Source organism: Halorubrum sp. 2020YC2 (assembly GCF_018623055.1).
Lineage (GTDB): Archaea > Halobacteriota > Halobacteria > Halobacteriales > Haloferacaceae > Halorubrum.
In genome coordinates this window covers 791,176-807,226 of sequence record NZ_CP076019.1, presented here as the reverse complement: position 1 = coordinate 807,226, position 16,051 = coordinate 791,176, and the positions used below count along the sequence as shown (strand labels likewise).

The following is a 16,051-nucleotide window of genomic DNA, read 5'->3' as shown; positions in this document are numbered from 1 at the left end:
GACGGTCTTGAATCTGTGGCGTGGCGGCCCGCCGCGACGCCGCCCGCACCGTGGCCGTGCGCGTCACCGACCGCGCCGCGGAACTGTTATTGCGCTCAGCGAACAATACCGAGATAGATATGGCATCGAGCGAGGGCGACGACGACTGGGCGGGGCAGGTCGAGGCGCAGCGGCAGGCGAAGGCCGAACACTTCCGCGATTCGGGGCGCTCGCCGCTGCCGGTCTCGATGCGGGGCGACGCGTTCCCCGGGCTGGCGTACTTCGATCCGGACCCGGCGTACCGGTTCCGCCTCCCGCTTCACGAGCACGACGAGAAGGAGACAGTCACCGTCGAGACGACCGCCGACGGGGAGCAGACGTACCACCGCTGGGGCGAGTTCCGGTTCGAGGTCGACGGGGAGTCGACGACGCTCCAGGCGTACCGCCCCGCCGACGGCGACGACCGGTTCTGGGTGCCGTTCCGCGACGCGACCAGCGGCGAGGCGACGTACGGCGCCGGCCGGTACCTCGACTTAGAGCCCGACCGCGACCGCGTCGACGGGGAGTGGGTGGTGGACTTCAATCAGGCGTACAACCCGACGTGCGCGTACAACCACGCGTACGAGTGCCCGCTCGTCCCGACGGAGAACTGGCTCGACGTCGCGATTGAGGCCGGCGAGAAGGACTTCCCCGCGGAGCCGGCCGGCGCGGACCACTAATCGGCCTGCGCGACCGGCCCCGGAGCCGGCGCAGAACCGCTTTCGGCGGCGACTGCGGGAGATTCTCACGCCGCGAGACGCGGATGACAACCCACATTAGGCATGAATCCGAACGGCCGGTTATGAGCGATTCGTACGTGATCGTCGGTGACGGTATCGCGGGCGCGTCCGCGGCCGAGACGCTCCGCGAGGAAGCGCCCGACGCCGAGGTCACGGTTCTTACGGACGAGGGAGAGTCCCTCTACAACCGGATTCTGATCAAAGAGTACGCGAAGGGGAAACTCCCCGAGGCGCCGATATCGATCCACCAGGAGGACTGGTACGACGAACACGACGTGGACCTCCGGCTCAACACGGTCGTCGTCGACATCGACGTCGAGAACGACGCGGTCCACACCCACGAGGGAGGGACGTTCGAGTACGACAGCCTCCTGCTCGCGATCGGCGGCACCCCCCAGCAGCTCCCGGTCGAGAACGCCGACGCGGACGGGATCCACCACTTCTGGACGTTCCAGGACGCCCGCCGGATCAAAGAGAGCGTCGAGGGCGCGGAGAAGGGCGTCATCGTCGGCGCCGGCCTGCTCGGCATCGACTTCGCGGCCATCTGCGGCGCGCAGGACGTCGAGGCAAAGTACCTGATGCGCGGCGACAACTGGTGGCGCTACGCGCTCTCCGAGGAGGGCGCGGAGATCATGCACGAGGCGATGCGGGAGCGCGGCGTCGAGCCCGTCTTCGGCTCCGGGGTCGACCGCTTCGAGGTCGACGACGACGGCCACGTCGAGGCCGCGGTCGACCCGAACGGCGAGCGCTACGAGTGCGACTTCGCGGGCGTCGCCATCGGGCTGAACTTCAACACCGAACTCGTCGAGGACACGCCGCTGGAACTCGACGACGGCATCGCCGTCGACGAGTTCATGCGCACCAACGTCGACAACGTGTTCGCGGCCGGAGACATCACGACGTTCAACGACCTCATCCTGGGCGAGCGGGCGAAGAACGGCTCGTGGGGGTCGGCCAAAGAGCAGGGGACGGTCGCGGCCCGGAACATGGTCGAGTACGGCAGCGAGGAGTTCCGGTGGGTCTCCTCGTACTCGATCACCCACTTCGATTTCCCCTTCCTCTCCTTTGGCCACCCGACGCTCGGCGACGACTCGGTGGAGGCGACCACCGCCGAGGGCGAGTGGCGCCGCGTCGCGCTGAAGGACGGGAAGGTGGTCGGCGGTGTGCTCATCGGTGACCTCTCGCCGCAGTCCGCGTTCAAACGGCTGATGCGGGAGGGCCGCGACGTCAGCGACCAGACGGACCGCCTCATGGAGCCCGGCTTCTCGGTCGACGACCTGGCGGCCTCGACCGAGCAGTAACCCGGCGACCCCGCCCCCGTCTCGGCGGGGACCGATCGCGGCGACGGATTCGCGGCGAGCGACGTGTCCCGGATCTTTTCACCGTTGACGCGCTATCGTTTTTATATGTCATCCGGATCGCAACGGCCTCCGGCCGGCTTCTTCGCCTCCTTCGTCGAGGGGTGCTCCGATCCGGTCGTCTCCGTCGACCGAACTGGGACGGTGGTCTACGCGAACCCCGCCACCGAGGCGGTCCTCGGGTACGACCCGTCCGACCTCCGCGGCCGCGACCTCGCCTCCCTCGTCGCCTCCGAGGCGGCGGACGGGCGCGCCCGGTCGGTCAGCGAGCGGTTCGCACGGGTCGAGGGACTCGACGAGCGCGGGAGCTTCTCGGTCCCCGTCCGACACGCGGACGGCCACACCGTGACCTTTTCCGTCCGGTTCCACGAACACGCCGCCGGAGGCGACCCGGGAGGCGGCGGAAGCGACGGCGACGCCGACGCGGCGACGGGCGACACAGACGCCGTCTACACGGGGGTATTTCGGGACGGCGTCGAGGAGGTGGGCCGCACGGTGACCGAGACGTTCCGGAACCTCGTCGAACACGCCGGCCACGCCATCTACGTCACCGACACCGACGGGACCATCGAGTACGCCAACCCGGCGTTCACCGACCACACCGGCTACGACGCGGACGAAGCCCTCGGCGAGACGCCGGCGATCCTCAACTCCGGCGAGATGCCCGACGAGTACTACGACGGGCTGTGGTCGACGCTGCTGGACGGCGAGGTGTGGGAAGGGGAGATAATCGATCGCCGGCGGGACGGCGAGACGTACCACGCCCATCAGACCATCGCGCCCGTCATCGGCGACGACGACGAGGTGTCCCGGTTCGTCGCGATCCAGACGGACGTCACGGCGCGGAAGGCGGCGATGGGGCAGTTGAAACAGTACCGTGACATCGTCGAGCGGCTCGACGACCCGGTTCTCCTCCAGAACCGCGACGGCGAGTTCGAACTGCTGAACGGTGCGGTGAGCGAGTTCGCGGGCGTCGACCGCGGGGCGCTGTACGGCACCGACGAGTTCGCGTTTATGGACGCGGAGACGGCGGCCGAGGTCGACGAGCGCCGGCGGGAGGTACTCGAAACCGAGGGAGCAGCCGAGTACGAGATCTCACCGACGTTCCCCGAGAGCGACCGGGAGGCGACGTTCAGCACGCAGCGGTACCCCTACTACGACGCCGACGGCGACCTGGCCGGGACCTTCGCCATCTGCCGCGACATCACCGACCGGAAGGTTCGCGAGCGGGAGTTGGAGCGGTACGAGCGCGCGATCAACGGTGCGACGGACCTCATCGCCGCGGTCGACCGCGACGGGCGGCTGCTGTTCGCGAACCCGCAGTACCGCGAGTACCACGGGCTCGGCGGCCGCGACGTGACGGACCTGACCCTCGCCGACGTCGTTCCCGAGGAGGGCTACGAGGACGTCGAGCGGCAGGTGGAGTGCGCGCTCCGGGGCGAGCCGGTGGAGTACCGGACGACGCGGACGCACCCGACCCGCGGCAGGCGGACGTTCGACGTTCGGTACTACCCGCTCGACAGCCCGGACGGGGAGGCGCCCGCCGGGGTCGTCGGCGTGCTTCGAGACGTGACCGACAGCGAAAATCGCGCGCGGCAGCTCCGGGTCGTCGACCGCGTCCTCCAGCACAACCTCCGGAACGCGCTGACGGTCGTCCGGGGGCGCGCGGAACAGATCGCGGCGGGGACCGCAGAGCCAGCGGACGCGGCCGAGTACATCGTGTCTCGGGCCGACGACCTCTTACGGACGAGCGAGAAGGCCCACCACATCACCGAGATACTGAGCGACGCGCCGGAGACCGAACCGGTCGACGCCGGGCGGGTCGTCCGACAGGTCGTCGCCGCGCGGGCCGAAGAGTTCCCGAGCGCGTCGGTCGACGTCTCGGTGCCGGACGACGGGGTCGCGACGGCGTTGGCGACGACGTGGCTCTCGCGGGCGGTAGACGAGTTGGTCCGAAACGCGGTCGAACACCACGACCGGGACCGACCGACGGTCGCGGTGTCGGTCGAACCCCGCTCCGACGCGATCGATATCCGCGTCGAGGACGACGGGCCGGGGCTGACCGGCATGAACCGAGACGTCCTCGTCGACGGGACGGCGGTCGACGCCCTGTACCACGGCAGCGGTCTCGGGCTGTGGCTCGTCTACTGGGTCGTCCAGCAGTCGGGCGGCTCCGCCGCGGTCGCGGACGCGGAGCCCCGCGGCACCGTCGTGACGCTCACCTTCCCCCGAGCCGGCGACTGAACCGCCGCCGTCGCGTTCGCGGCGACGCTCGTCGCGGCGACGGGCGCCGCGAAACGTTTATGATTAATAATGTTGTATGGTACCATATGTCACTCAGAGACACCGGGCGACGGCTGCGGCTCCGCCGGACCGGTCGCGTCCCGGCCGACGCGCGGGTCAGGCACTACGACGAACTGGCCGACGACGAGCAGGGCGTCGTGCGGGAGTTGGCGGGCAAGCCGTGGACCGCGCCGGAGACCGGCGACCTCGACGACGGCGACGTGGTGAAGTTCACCGACTACTACCTCGTCCGGTCGCGGTAGCGGCGCTCGGGCCGCGGTGGCCGGTCGGGCGCGGTAGCGGCGCTCGGGCCGCGGTGGCCGGTCAGGTCGCCGCCCGGGCGGAAGCGAAGTTGTTTTCGCCGGCGGGGGGTAAGCGAGGCGCATGGACAGCGGCGGATCCACAGACATGACGCTGGCGTTCGAGTTGGAGGCGCTGAAAGCGCTCGCGGACCCCAACGCGGTGTTCAACAACGCCCGACAGTGGACGGAGTACGTCGGGGTCGTCAGCGAGAAGCCGACCTACGTCGTCACGAACTTCACGCGGAAACACCGCGTGCGACAGGACTTCTTCTCCGGACCGCGCGGCGTCGAGGAGAGCTTAGAGAACATCACCGGGCAGTTCGACACGGATCGGCACGTCTTCGTGGGGGTCGACGAGGACGACGAGGCGGTCGCGGAGGCGACGGGCTGGGAGTTCCTCCACGTCGAGGACGCCGCCGAGGCCGCGGGCTGGACCCTCGCGACCGGCGAGGCGGCCGACGAGGCGCCCGAGGAACAGGCCCGCGACGACTGGCCCTGAGTCGCGTCTCCGACTCCGGCACCCTCGACCGAGAGGTGTTTTGACGAGGGCGACGAACCCGGACGCATGACCGACCACGGTGACGGTTCCGAGACCGGGCATCACGGCGACGACGAGGGGCATCACCATTACGGCGACGACGACTCCGGCCACGACCACCATCACCACGACGTGGAGTCGGTCGCGGTCGCGGTCGTCACGGTGTCGTCGTCGCGGACCGCGGACGAGGACCCGGCCGGCGACTACGTCGCGACCGCCTTCGAGGAGGCGGGCCACGAGGTCGCGGTCCGGGAGCTAATCCCGGACGACTACGACAGCGTTCAGGGGACCGTCGACAGGCTGGCCCGCCGGAAGGACACGGACGCGGTGGTGACGACCGGCGGCACGGGCGTCACGCCCGACGACGTCACGCCGGAGGCGGTCCGCGGACTGCTCGCGAAGCCGCTCCCCGGGTTCGGAGAGCTGTTCCGCCGGCTCTCCTACGAGGAGGTCGGCACGCGGACGGTCGGGTCGCGCGCGACGGCGGGAGTCGTCTCCGCGACGCCCGTGTTCTGTCTCCCCGGCTCCGAGAACGCGGTCCGGCTCGGCGTCGACGAGGTGATCCTCCCCGAGATCGGCCACCTCGTCGGCCTCGCGGGGCGGGGGGTCGACGACGAGGAAGCAGACGAGGGCGGAGCGACGGGTCACGAGGAAGCAGACGAGGGCGGAGCGGCCGACGACGGATCGACGGGCGGCGAAACCTGACGCGCCAGCGCCTCAGACGCCGGTGAGGAAGTTCCGGACGAGGTCGTGGCCCGACCCGGTCAACACGCTCTCCGGGTGGAACTGTACCGCCTCGATCGGGCGCTCGCGGTGCCGGATCCCCATCACGATCTCCTCGCCGTCGTGGTCCGTAGTGGCCGTCACGGCGAACGCGTCGGGCACCTCGGTGGCCGCCAGCGAGTGGTACCGGCCGGCCCGAAGCCCCTGGTCGAGTCCGCGGAACACGCCCTCTCCGTCGTGCTCGACCGGGAACGCCTTGCCGTGGACCGGCTCGGGCGCGTGCCCGACGGTCCCGCCGTACTCGTGGACGGCGGCCTCCAGGCCGAGGCACACGCCGAGCGTCGGCACCCGCTGCGAGAGGTCGCGCAACACCGGCATCGTCACGCCCACGTCGCGCTCGTTCTTCGGGTGCCCCGGGCCGGGGCTGATGATCACCGCGTCGGGGTCCGCGGCCTCGATATCGTCGAGCGACGCGGTGTTCTTGAACACCTCGACGGCGACCGGCTCCCCGTCGACCGTCTGGTCGGAGACGTACTCGACGAGGTTGTACGTGAACGAGTCGAAGTTGTCGACGACGACGACCTTCATCGCTCGCCCTCCGGGCCGGTCGCGAGCGGCTCGTCGTCCCCCGACCGGTCGGCCGCGCCGCCGCCCTCGGTCGCCTCCTCGCGGATCCGGTCGATCGCGGTCAACACGCCGTCCATCTTCTGTTCGGTCTCCTCGTACTCCGCGGCCGGGTCGGAGTCCGCGACGAGGCCCGCGCCCGCCCGGACGCCGACGGTCGACCCGTCGCCCGACGCGTCGAGCGTCGCGGTCCGGATCACGATCGCGAAGTCGGCGTCGCCGGTCCACGAGTAGTAGCCGACGCCGCCGCCGTACGCCTCCCGCGGGGTCGTTTCGAGGTCGTCGATGATCTCCATCGCGCGCACCTTCGGCGCGCCGGTGAGCGTCCCCGCCGGGAACGTCGCGCGCGTCGCGTCGAACGCGTCGGAACCGGGCGCGAGCGTCCCCGTCACGGTTGACTCGATGTGCTGGACGTGGCTGTACTTCAACACGTTCATGAACTCCTCGACGCGGACGGAGCCCGGCTCCGAGACGCGGCGCACGTCGTTGCGCGCGAGGTCGACGAGCATCGTGTGCTCCGCGCGCTCCTTCCCGTCCGCGAGCATCTCGCCCGCGAGCCGCCGGTCCTCGACCGGGCTGGTCCCGCGCGGGCAGGTGCCGGCAATCGGGTTCGAGACGATCCGGTCGCCTTTCACCGACACGAGCGTCTCGGGGCTGGCGCCGACGACTGTCCGGTCGTCGTGGCGCAGCACGTACATGTACGGCGAGGGGTTCACGTCGCGCAGCGCCGCGTACAGTCCGAGCGAGTCGACCTCGCCGCGGAGCTCCCGGCTCCGCGAGACCACCCCCTGATAGATGTCGCCGTCGAGGACGTGTCGCTTGGCGGTCCGGACCGCCTCCTCGTACTCCTCGCGCGGGTCCGCGGACTCCTCCCGCACGCGGATCCCGTCGGGGTCCGGCGGCGCGGCCTCGCGCAGTTCGGCCGCGACCCGCTCGGTCTCCGCGACGAGGTCGTCGTAGGCCGCCCCCGGGTCGTCGTCGACGCCGATCACCGGCGTGAAGACGAGTTCGACACTGCCCTCGCGCTCGTCGAAGACGACCGTCCGGGTCGTGAGCGCGAACTCCGCGTCGGGGAACTCGGTCTCGGGGCGCTCGACGCCGACCTCCTCTAACCAGAGGTCGTAGACGGCCTCGTACGCGAGGAAGCCGACGAACCCGCCCGAGAGGATCTGGCGATCGGTGTCGGGGAAGCCGCGCAGGCTCACGTCGGGGAACGCCGCCCGGACGCGGTCGACCGCGTCGCCCGCGCCGGGACCCAGCTCTCCCTCGGCGCTTCGGTCCCCGGCGACGCTCGAATCGTCGGCGGCGCCGTCGCCAACGAACCTGGCCGCGGGCCCGAGTTCGGTCACCTCGGTGCGGTCCGGGTGGACCGAGACGACCGCCTCGGGGTCGTAGCCGACGAACGAGTAGCGAGCGTGTCTGTCGGCCTTCCCGCCCGAGGTGAACGCCCCGTCGGGGTCGCTGGAGGCGACCTTCTCGCCGGATTCGAGGAGGAACCCGTACGGGCTGTCGCCCACGAGGGTCGCGTACGCGCCGAGCGGAGTCACGTCGGCGTCCAGCGTCGCGGACGCGCGGACGACGACCGGCTTCTCGGCGTCCGCGGCGAGGTCGACGAACTCGGCCTTCGAGCGGTCGAGCGAGGGGGCCGGAGCGCTCATGCCAGCTCCATCTCCCGGCCCGCGTTGGCGACGAAGCGGGCCACCGCGTTGTGGTCCTTCCGGCCCTCCTCGATCTCGACGCCCGAGGCGACGTCGACGGCGAAGGGGTCCGCGACGCGGACCGCCTCGGCAACGCTGTCGGCCGTGAGTCCGCCCGCGAGCACGACCGGCGTGGTGAGCCGGGCCGCCAGCTCGCCGGTCGCGCGCCAGTCGTGCGTCTCGCCGGTGCCGCCGGCGCCCGAGTCGTCGGTGGAGTCGACGACCAGGGCGTCGACCGCGCCGTCGAACTCCTCGGCGCGCGCCGGGTCGTCGGCGTCGACCGTGAGCAGCACCTTGCGCTCCGTCTCCGCGCGCACGTACCGCAGTTCGTCTCGGGTCCACTCGCCGTGGAGCTGGATCGCGTCGGGCGCGACCGTGCGGGCGAGTTCGACCGCGCGCTCCGCGGAGTCGGGCATCGTCACGAGCGTCGCGGTGACGAACGGGGGCACGTCCGCGAGCAGTTCGGCCGCTTTCGCCGGGTCGACCTCGCGCGGCGAGTCGACCGGCACCTCGGTGATCATGCCGATCGCGTCGGCGCCCGCGTCGACCGCGGCGCGGAGGTCGGCCTCCCGGGTGATCCCGCAGATCTTCACCCGGGCCATCAGTCGTCGTCCTCCGCGGTCGTCGCCCCCGCGTCGGCCGCGAGCGACTCGTCGTCGCCGCAGAGCGCCGCGAACTTCTCGGCGGCCGCGCCGGAGTCGATCGCCTCGGCCGCGCGCTCGACGCCCGCTTCGAGCGTGTCGGCCTCGCCGGCGACGTAGATCGCTGCGCCCGCGTTCGCCAGAATCAGGTCGCGCTTCGGTCCCGTCACGGAGCCGTCGACGACCCCGCGGAGGTCCGCGGCGTTCTCCTCGGGCGTGCCGCCCGCGACGTCGTCGATGGGCGCGCGGTCGAGACCGAGGTCCTCGGGCGCGATCGTGAACTCCGTGACCTCCTCGCCGTCGACCTCGGCGGCGACGGTTTCGTCGTGGATCCCGATCTCGTCCATCCCGGCGCCGTGGACGACGAGGGCGCGCTCGACGGGCATGTGCGCGAGCGACCGCGCGATCGTGGGGACCAGGTCCGGGTCGTACACGCCGAGCACCTGCGCGTCGGCGCCGGCGGGGTTGGTGAGCGGCCCGAGCACGTTGAAGATGGTCCGCATTCCCAGCTCCTTGCGGGGGCCGATGACGGCCTTCATCGCCGGGTGGAAGACGGGCGCGAGCATGAACCCGATCCCGTCGTCCTCGATCGCGCCCTCGACGGCCGGCGGCTCGGCCTCGACGTCGGCGCCCGCGACCTCAAGCACGTCGGCGCTGCCCGACGAGGAGGAGACCGAGTAGTTGCCGTGCTTGGCGATCGGAACGCCTGCGCCCGCGGCGACGATGGCGGCGGTCGTCGACACGTTGATCGTGTCGTAGTCGTCGCCGCCGGTGCCGCAGGTGTCGACGAGCGGCTCGCGCTCGGGCTCGATCGTCCGTGCGGCGTCGCGCATCCCCTGCGCGAAGCCCGCTATCTCGGTCTCCGTCTCGCCCTTCGCGCGGAGCGCGGCGAGCAGCGCCCCGATCTGGGCATCAGTCGCCTCTTCGAAGACGAGCCGCGCGGCCTCGCGCGACTCTTCGAGGGTCAGATCCGTCCCGTCCGTCACGCGCTCGACCGTGTCGTTGAGATTCATTGTGTCCACCGATGTAGTATTCCGCGTTGTGATGTACAAGTATGTACACTAATTTAACGCTGTCGGCGGGGAGAGAACAGGTGGCACGCGAGAAGCAAGCGGGCGGGGCCCGACGGAGTCGGCGGCGAGCGCGGGGAGGCGGAGACCTGCGTGAGCCGGACCTACGCCGCGTCGAGCGCGGTCGATCCGTCGGCCTCGACGACCACGACCGGGACCTCGGCGTCGCCGACGACCGTGTCGGTGGTGGAGCCGAAGACGAACCGGCCGACGGTCCCCGTCGTGGGCGCGCCGACGACGACGAGGTCGTAGTAGGGCGACTGCTCGACGATAGCGCCGGCCGCGGTCCGGTCCTCGACGAGCCACCGGTCGGCGCGGTCGAACCCGCCGAGCCGCTCCTCGGCCGCGTCGAGGAGCCGCTCGCCGGCCGCGGCGTAGTCGGTTTCGGCCGCGTCGCCGGCGGCGGGCGCGGCCGTTCCGCTCGCGTCCTCGTCGGGTCCGGCGTCGGCCAGCGCCGCGTCCGAGGGGACGACGTGGAACAGTTCGAGCCACGCCTCGGTCGCGTTCGCTATCTCGCGCGCGACGTCGACGGTCGCCCCCGAGTGCGGACCGGGACCGACGGCGACGAGGATCGAGGAGACGCGGTCGGGGCGCTCCGCGCGGTCGGCGCCGTTCAGCGACACGTCGGCCGCGGTCGGGACCCCGCTCGCCTCGTCGACCGCGGGACCGATCACCGGGTCCCCGACCGCGAGCGAGTCGGCGCCGGCGGAGCCGCCGCTCGCGGTCGAGTCGCTCGATCCGCCGCGGGCGCCGCCGCTCCGAGTCCCGCCCTCTCGGGTGCTCCCACCGTCGGCGTCGCTCCCGTTCATACGCGAGCGTCTGACGCGCGTCAGATAAATCCCGTTGGTCCGCGCCGGTCCGCGAGAACGACCGCCGCGAGCGGGCGCTATTCCCGGAAGAACTCCTCGCGCTCGAACGGCTCGTCTTCCCCCTCAACGGCGAGCACGTCGAGCGCGGCGACTTCGGCGCCGACGCCGAGCAGGCCGGCGAGGCTCGGCTCGGTCCGCCCCTCGTCGCTCGATATCAGCTCCTTGATGTAGAGCCCGCCCTCGCCGCGGACCTCGACGGTGGCGTGGCGCGGGTCGTCGAGTTCGGCGGTCACCTCGTAGGCCTCGCGCTCGCGCGTCATGCTCGCGCGGCGGTGGTCGACGCGGTTCGGGGTGTACTGCTCGACGGTCGCGCCCTCCAGTTCCGCGGCCGCGTCCGCGAGCGCGTCGGCGTCGACGTCGGCGTCGAACGTCACCTGCGCGCGGTAGCGCTTCGCTGCGTCGTGTTCCTTCACGCGCTCGACGGTGTCGTAGGTCGCGAGGCGGAGTCCTTCGACCTCGACCGCCCCGTCCGCGAAGGCGTTGATGTCCGACTGGAGGCGGTCGGTGTCGACCCGGCGCCGGCGCGGCTCCTCGACTTCGATCACGAACGGGCGGCCGGTGCCGAGCATGAGGGCGTCGACGTCCTCGCGGCCCGCGCCGTGGAACGTCGCCTCGGTGCCGTCCATTACGTCCTCGACGACGGGCGCGGTGTACTCCTCGACGCTGTCGTCGTAGAGGTAGCCGGAGCCGCCGCAGTGGTCGCAGGGGTCCGCGCCCTGCCGCCCCGAGCCCTTACACTCGCGGCAGGGCCACTCCGTCTGCGGGATGTCGCGCTCCAGCTTCCGGTACCGCCCGTAGACGAAGGTGGAGTTGATCTTGGCGTCGACCTCGTCTTCGGCTAAGTCGATCGTGAACTGGACGTCCGGGCGGTCGAAGGACACCTCGGCGTCGGTGCGGCGGCCGACCCGCTTGCCGACCTCGCGGTTGAACTCCGACTTTAACGGCTCGCCCGCGTCCTCGTCGAGACCGGCGTCCGCGCGGAGCAGGGCCTCGTTCTCCTCGATCAGCGGCGGGGGACGCGTGCCGACGTTGTACGTGGCGAACTCGACCCCCTCGACCGCCGCCGCGGCGCGCTCGGCCCACTCGTCGAACTCCGCGCAGCGCCCCTCACAGACCCAACACTCCTCCGTTTCGACCGGCTCGTGGTCCTCGTCGTCGCGCAGCGAGAGCGAGACCCGGAGCGCCGACCCGCGCTCGGCGTTCGACAGCCCGAAGCTCCGGTCCGCGACGACCCGGCCGAGACAGGCGTCGCACACCGGCCCGGTCGCTGTCGCGCGCGCCGCGACGTCGAGTACGTCCATACGCCCTCAAACGCGGCGCGTGGTAACTGTCTTACTACTCGGCTGAAGCACCGCAGTCGGATCGTTCAATGTTGCCCGCGCGGAGGGGATCGATATGGGAACGCCACTCGACTCGCGGGACGAGCAGGTCGCTGAGGTCGTAGACCGGCTCTACGAGGAGTACCCCGACTCGACCATCTCGCTCAACTACTCGAACCGGCTGGAGCTGCTCATCGCCGTGATCCTCTCGGCGCAGTGTACGGACGAGCGCGTGAACAAGGTGTGCGCCGACCTGTTCGAGACGTACGAGACGCCCGAGGAGTACGCGAACGCTCCCCAAGAGGAGATGGCGGAGGCGATCGACTCGATCACCTACTACAACAACAAGGCGAAGTACATCCGCTCGGCGTGCGCGGACATCGCGGAGAAGCACGACGGCGAGGTGCCGGACACGATGTCGGAGCTGACGGATCTCGCCGGCGTGGGCCGGAAGACCGCCAACGTCGTCCTCCAGCACGGTCACGACGTGGTGGAGGGTATCGTCGTCGACACCCACGTCCAGCGGCTCACGCGCCGGCTGGGGATCACGGAGGAGGAGCGCCCCGAGGCGATAGAGCAGGACCTCCTCGACGTCGTCCCCGAGAGCGACTGGCAGCAGTTCACCCACCTCATGATCGACCACGGCCGCGCGACGTGCACCGCGATCAGTCCCGACTGCGCCGACTGCGTCCTCGCTTCCGTCTGCCCCTCGGAGAAGGGGGACGGCGACGTGGACCTCGCGAGCGGCGAGGCGTGGTAGCGGGCGGAAACGGCAAGAAACCGATGACGTTCGGCGGGTAGTATTTAAAAACCCCACAGATGCGGGGGACCGGCCGAATCCGTCCCGGCGGGGGGGAACTCGCTGCTCGGTTTATACGGGTCTCCGGCGTATCCGCAAGTGAGGAGAGACACTATGTCCACCAAAACCACGAACGAGTTCGGCGGAGAGTTCGGCGGCGTCACGCTACTGGGGAAGGCGCACTCGCTGTCGGCGCTGTTCATCGTCCTGCTCCGGGCGACCATCGGCGGGATGATCCTGTTCGCCGGCCTCGGTAAGGTCTCGGAGTGGCCGTTCGACGCCGCGGGCTACCTCGCGAACGTCGACGCCGCGAGTCCGGTCAGCGGGCTGTACGCCGCCATGGCGTCGAACGCGGCGCTGATGGAGTTCGTCAACGTCGTCGTCCCGGTGACGCAGGTGCTCATCGGTCTCGCGCTCATCGCCGGCGCGTTCGTCCGCCTCGCCGCGCTCGGCGGCGCGATGCAGATGATGCTGTTCTACCTCGGCGGGTGGAGCGGCGAGGCGCTCGCGCTGTTCGACTCGACGCTGGTGTACGCGATGGTGTTCCTCACGGTCGCCGCGTTCGGCGCGGGCCGCGTCCTCGGACTGGACGCCTACATCGAGCGGATCGAGGTCGGCGGGCAGGCGCTCGTGGAGAAGTTCCCGGCGCTCCGGTACGTCCTCGGCTAAGCGGGGACCGTGTCGGGCGAGGGGAACGGAGCGCGTGAGAGCGCGCCGCCGACTCGTTTTCGAGACGTGAAGCGCGGTGTCGTTGATTCGCGTTCCGTGCTCGATTTTGTAACGGAGAGCGTCGGCGTTGCTACCGCTCATTTATAACTGACAGACTGCGGATCACTGGAGAACACCTCCAAAGCCCCAGCCGTGAGGACGAAGACGCGCGACGCAAGGACCGCAGGGAGCGAGCGGAGCGAGCGACTGAGGACCGTGGTTCGAGAGAGCAAAGCTCTCTCGTCATCACGAGACGCCTTCGGCGTCTCGAACGACAGCGAGCGCATCGAGTCCTCACGGCTGCCCCTTTAAATCCCATCCCGCACCGCGACCGCACCTCGCGCCTCCCCAGCCTCGACGCTCACTTCGTTCGCGACTCCCTCGCGCGTGCGACTCGCGCCCTCCGGGCGCTCGCAGGCACGCGCCACCGCGACCGCCCGCCAGTTATAAGCAAACGGGTCAGTCGCGCAGTCCATTTAAATAGCCGTTCCCGACACTAGCGCTCCGTTTCGGGTTTCAATTCATATAAGACCGCGCGGGCGGAACGGAGGCGTAATGGAACTCGGTTCGCGGGACGCGTTCTCCCGGATGGGGACGCTCGGCATCGAAGAGGAGTTCTATATCGTCGATGCCGAAGGCCGCCCCACGTCCGGAACTGACGACCTCGTGTACGGCCGCGACCCGCCCGCGGCCGTGCCGGAGGGGTTCGACCACGAGCTGTTCGAGTGCACGATAGAGGCGCAGACGGAACTGATCGAGGACCCGGCGAACGCCGCGGACGCGCTCGAAACGGTCCGGGAGGCGCTCGTCGACCACGCCGCCGCCGACGGGTATCAGATCGCGGCCGCCGGACTCCACCCGACGGCGAAGTGGCGCGAGCTCGACCACGTCCAGAAACCCCGGTATCAGGCCCAGTTGGACCGGATACGGTACCCCCAACACCGGAACACGACGGCGGGCCTCCACGTCCACGTCGGCGTCGACGACGCGGACAAGGCCGTCTGGGTCGCGAACCGCCTGCGGTGGCACTGTCCGGTCCTGCTCGCCCTCTCTGCGAACTCCCCGTTCTGGAACGGGTTCGACACCGGGCTGGCCTCGGCCCGCGCGAAGGTGTTCGAGAACCTCCCGAACACCGGGATTCCCTCCGCGTTCGACGACTTCGACGCGTTCCAGCGGTACGAGCGCCGGATGGTCGAGACGGACTCCATCGCGGACCGCGGCGAGCTGTGGTTCGACGTGCGCCCGCACACCGGCCACGGCACCGTGGAGGTGCGCGCCCCCGACGCGCAGCGCGACCCCGAGGTCACGCTCGCCTTGGCCGAGTACGTCCGCGCGCTGGTCGTCGACTACGCGGCGCGCTACGAGGACGGCGAGTCGCCCCCGTCGCTGCGCCGCGAGCTCCTCGACGAGAACAAGTGGCGCGCGATCCGCCGCGGCCACGACGCCGCGTTCGTCGACCGAGACGGCGAGGGGACGACCCCGCTGGGCGAGATCGTCGCGTCCGAGTGCGACCGGCTCGGAATCGACGGGATCCGCGAGGTGTACGAGGCGGAGAGCGGCGCCGCGCGCCAGCGCCGGCTCCGCGAGGCGTCCGGCGTCGACGCCCTGTGCGAGGACCTCCTCGTGCGGGCCTGAGAGCCGCCGAATGCCTCGGGGTCGACCGGCCGCGCCGGATGCGTTTCGTCGGAACGAAAGCGACGAGAAACCCTTTTGCCCGCGTAGCCCCCACTCTCTGTCATGACCACGGACGATTCGCCTTCCGACCCGGCGGACGACCCGGAGGAGTCCCCGACGGAGCGGACCCGCGAGGAGCTTCGAAAGACGAAACAGCGGCTCGGGGAGGGCGCCGACCGGGCGGTGAAGGGGTTCGACGACAACGTCGTCGACCTGCTCGCGTGGGTCCTCGACACGGAGACCCGCGCCCGGATATACGTCTACCTCCGAGACAACCCACAGAGTACGAGCGACGAGGTCGCAGACGGCACCGGACTCTACCCCAGCACCGTCCGCGAGGCGCTCGCCGAACTCCACGACGAGGGCACCGTCGAGCGCGGCAAGCGGAAGGCCGAGGGGGCGGGCAACAACCCCTACGAGTACGAGGCCATCGCGCCGAGCGACCTGGTCCGCGGGGTCGTCGGTGACGTTCAGGCGGAGCTGAACGCCGTCTTCAACCTCGACCGACGGCTCGGCGGAGAGTCGCCCGACGGCGACGCCGAGCCGGTCCAGATATCCGTCGACGGCGACGGGGACGGAGACGTCGGCGCGGACGGAGAGACCGGCGTGGACGAGGAGAACGGGGGCGGCGCGGACGACGAGGACGAGGCCGACGTGGCGGCCGACTCCGGATCCGGGAACTGAGCCG

16 protein-coding genes are annotated in these 16,051 nt (G+C 70.6%); 10 read left to right on the top strand and 6 right to left on the bottom strand.

Annotated elements, in window-relative coordinates; translation table 11 throughout:
• Positions 1-119 precede the first annotated feature (119 nt).
• From KI388_RS03975 to KI388_RS03950, 6 genes are all read left to right on the top strand, one after another.
• On the top strand, positions 120-698 hold the full coding sequence (locus tag KI388_RS03975) for a DUF1684 domain-containing protein (protein WP_215088085.1): 579 nt from the start codon (positions 120-122) through the stop codon (positions 696-698).
• A 122-nt stretch (positions 699-820) separates the two neighbouring features.
• A complete protein-coding gene (locus KI388_RS03970; RefSeq protein ID WP_215088084.1) occupies positions 821-2,059 on the top strand; it encodes an FAD-dependent oxidoreductase in 1,239 nt (412 codons plus the stop codon).
• 105 nt (positions 2,060-2,164) lie between these two features.
• Complete coding sequence (locus tag KI388_RS03965) at positions 2,165-4,360, top strand: PAS domain S-box protein (RefSeq protein WP_215088083.1); 2,196 nt, start codon at positions 2,165-2,167, stop codon at positions 4,358-4,360.
• A gap of 86 nt (positions 4,361-4,446) precedes the next feature.
• Entirely contained in the window at positions 4,447-4,662 is a 216-nt protein-coding gene (locus tag KI388_RS03960) for a hypothetical protein (RefSeq protein ID WP_251133202.1), read from the top strand.
• Between the two features lie 121 nt (positions 4,663-4,783).
• A complete protein-coding gene (locus tag KI388_RS03955; RefSeq protein WP_215088082.1) occupies positions 4,784-5,200 on the top strand; it encodes a hypothetical protein in 417 nt (138 codons plus the stop codon).
• 66 nt (positions 5,201-5,266) lie between these two features.
• The gene (locus KI388_RS03950) at positions 5,267-5,944 is read left to right on the top strand and encodes a MogA/MoaB family molybdenum cofactor biosynthesis protein (protein WP_215088081.1); all 678 of its coding nucleotides are present in this window, start codon (positions 5,267-5,269) and stop codon (positions 5,942-5,944) included.
• Between the two features lie 12 nt (positions 5,945-5,956).
• On the opposite strand, the gene trpG is transcribed toward KI388_RS03950, so the two are convergent.
• The 6 genes from trpG to KI388_RS03920 all read right to left on the bottom strand — a co-directional run bounded on the left by trpG (position 5,957) and on the right by KI388_RS03920 (position 12,164).
• Positions 5,957-6,550, bottom strand: a complete 594-nt coding sequence (gene trpG / locus KI388_RS03945; protein ID WP_215088080.1) for an anthranilate synthase component II — start codon at positions 6,548-6,550, stop codon at positions 5,957-5,959.
• The gene (gene trpE, locus KI388_RS03940) at positions 6,547-8,244 is read right to left on the bottom strand and encodes an anthranilate synthase component I (RefSeq protein ID WP_215088079.1); all 1,698 of its coding nucleotides are present in this window, start codon (positions 8,242-8,244) and stop codon (positions 6,547-6,549) included. The genes trpG and trpE overlap by 4 nt, the downstream gene beginning before the upstream one ends.
• A complete protein-coding gene (locus tag KI388_RS03935; protein WP_215088078.1) occupies positions 8,241-8,885 on the bottom strand; it encodes a phosphoribosylanthranilate isomerase in 645 nt (214 codons plus the stop codon). Before KI388_RS03935 ends, trpE begins: the two co-directional genes overlap by 4 nt.
• Positions 8,885-9,937, bottom strand: a complete 1,053-nt coding sequence (trpD, locus tag KI388_RS03930) for an anthranilate phosphoribosyltransferase (RefSeq protein ID WP_215088077.1) — start codon at positions 9,935-9,937, stop codon at positions 8,885-8,887. Before trpD ends, KI388_RS03935 begins: the two co-directional genes overlap by 1 nt.
• 161 nt (positions 9,938-10,098) lie before the next feature.
• The gene (locus KI388_RS03925) at positions 10,099-10,803 is read right to left on the bottom strand and encodes a universal stress protein (protein ID WP_215088076.1); all 705 of its coding nucleotides are present in this window, start codon (positions 10,801-10,803) and stop codon (positions 10,099-10,101) included.
• 77 nt (positions 10,804-10,880) lie between these two features.
• Positions 10,881-12,164: a tRNA pseudouridine(54/55) synthase Pus10 gene (locus KI388_RS03920; RefSeq protein WP_215088075.1), complete on the bottom strand. Its 1,284-nt coding sequence runs from the start codon at positions 12,162-12,164 to the stop codon at positions 10,881-10,883.
• A gap of 94 nt (positions 12,165-12,258) precedes the next feature.
• On the opposite strand from KI388_RS03920, the gene nth reads away from it, so the two are divergent.
• From nth to KI388_RS03900, 4 genes are all read left to right on the top strand, one after another.
• Positions 12,259-12,942: an endonuclease III gene (gene nth, locus KI388_RS03915; RefSeq protein WP_215088074.1), complete on the top strand. Its 684-nt coding sequence runs from the start codon at positions 12,259-12,261 to the stop codon at positions 12,940-12,942.
• A gap of 153 nt (positions 12,943-13,095) precedes the next feature.
• Positions 13,096-13,650 carry a DoxX family membrane protein gene (locus tag KI388_RS03910; protein WP_215088073.1) on the top strand — a complete coding sequence of 185 codons (555 nt, stop codon included), beginning with the start codon at positions 13,096-13,098 and terminating at the stop codon, positions 13,648-13,650.
• A gap of 594 nt (positions 13,651-14,244) precedes the next feature.
• Positions 14,245-15,324: a glutamate--cysteine ligase gene (locus tag KI388_RS03905; RefSeq protein WP_215088072.1), complete on the top strand. Its 1,080-nt coding sequence runs from the start codon at positions 14,245-14,247 to the stop codon at positions 15,322-15,324.
• A gap of 102 nt (positions 15,325-15,426) precedes the next feature.
• Entirely contained in the window at positions 15,427-16,047 is a 621-nt protein-coding gene (locus tag KI388_RS03900) for a winged helix-turn-helix domain-containing protein (RefSeq protein ID WP_215088071.1), read from the top strand.
• Positions 16,048-16,051: the final 4 nt, after the last annotated feature.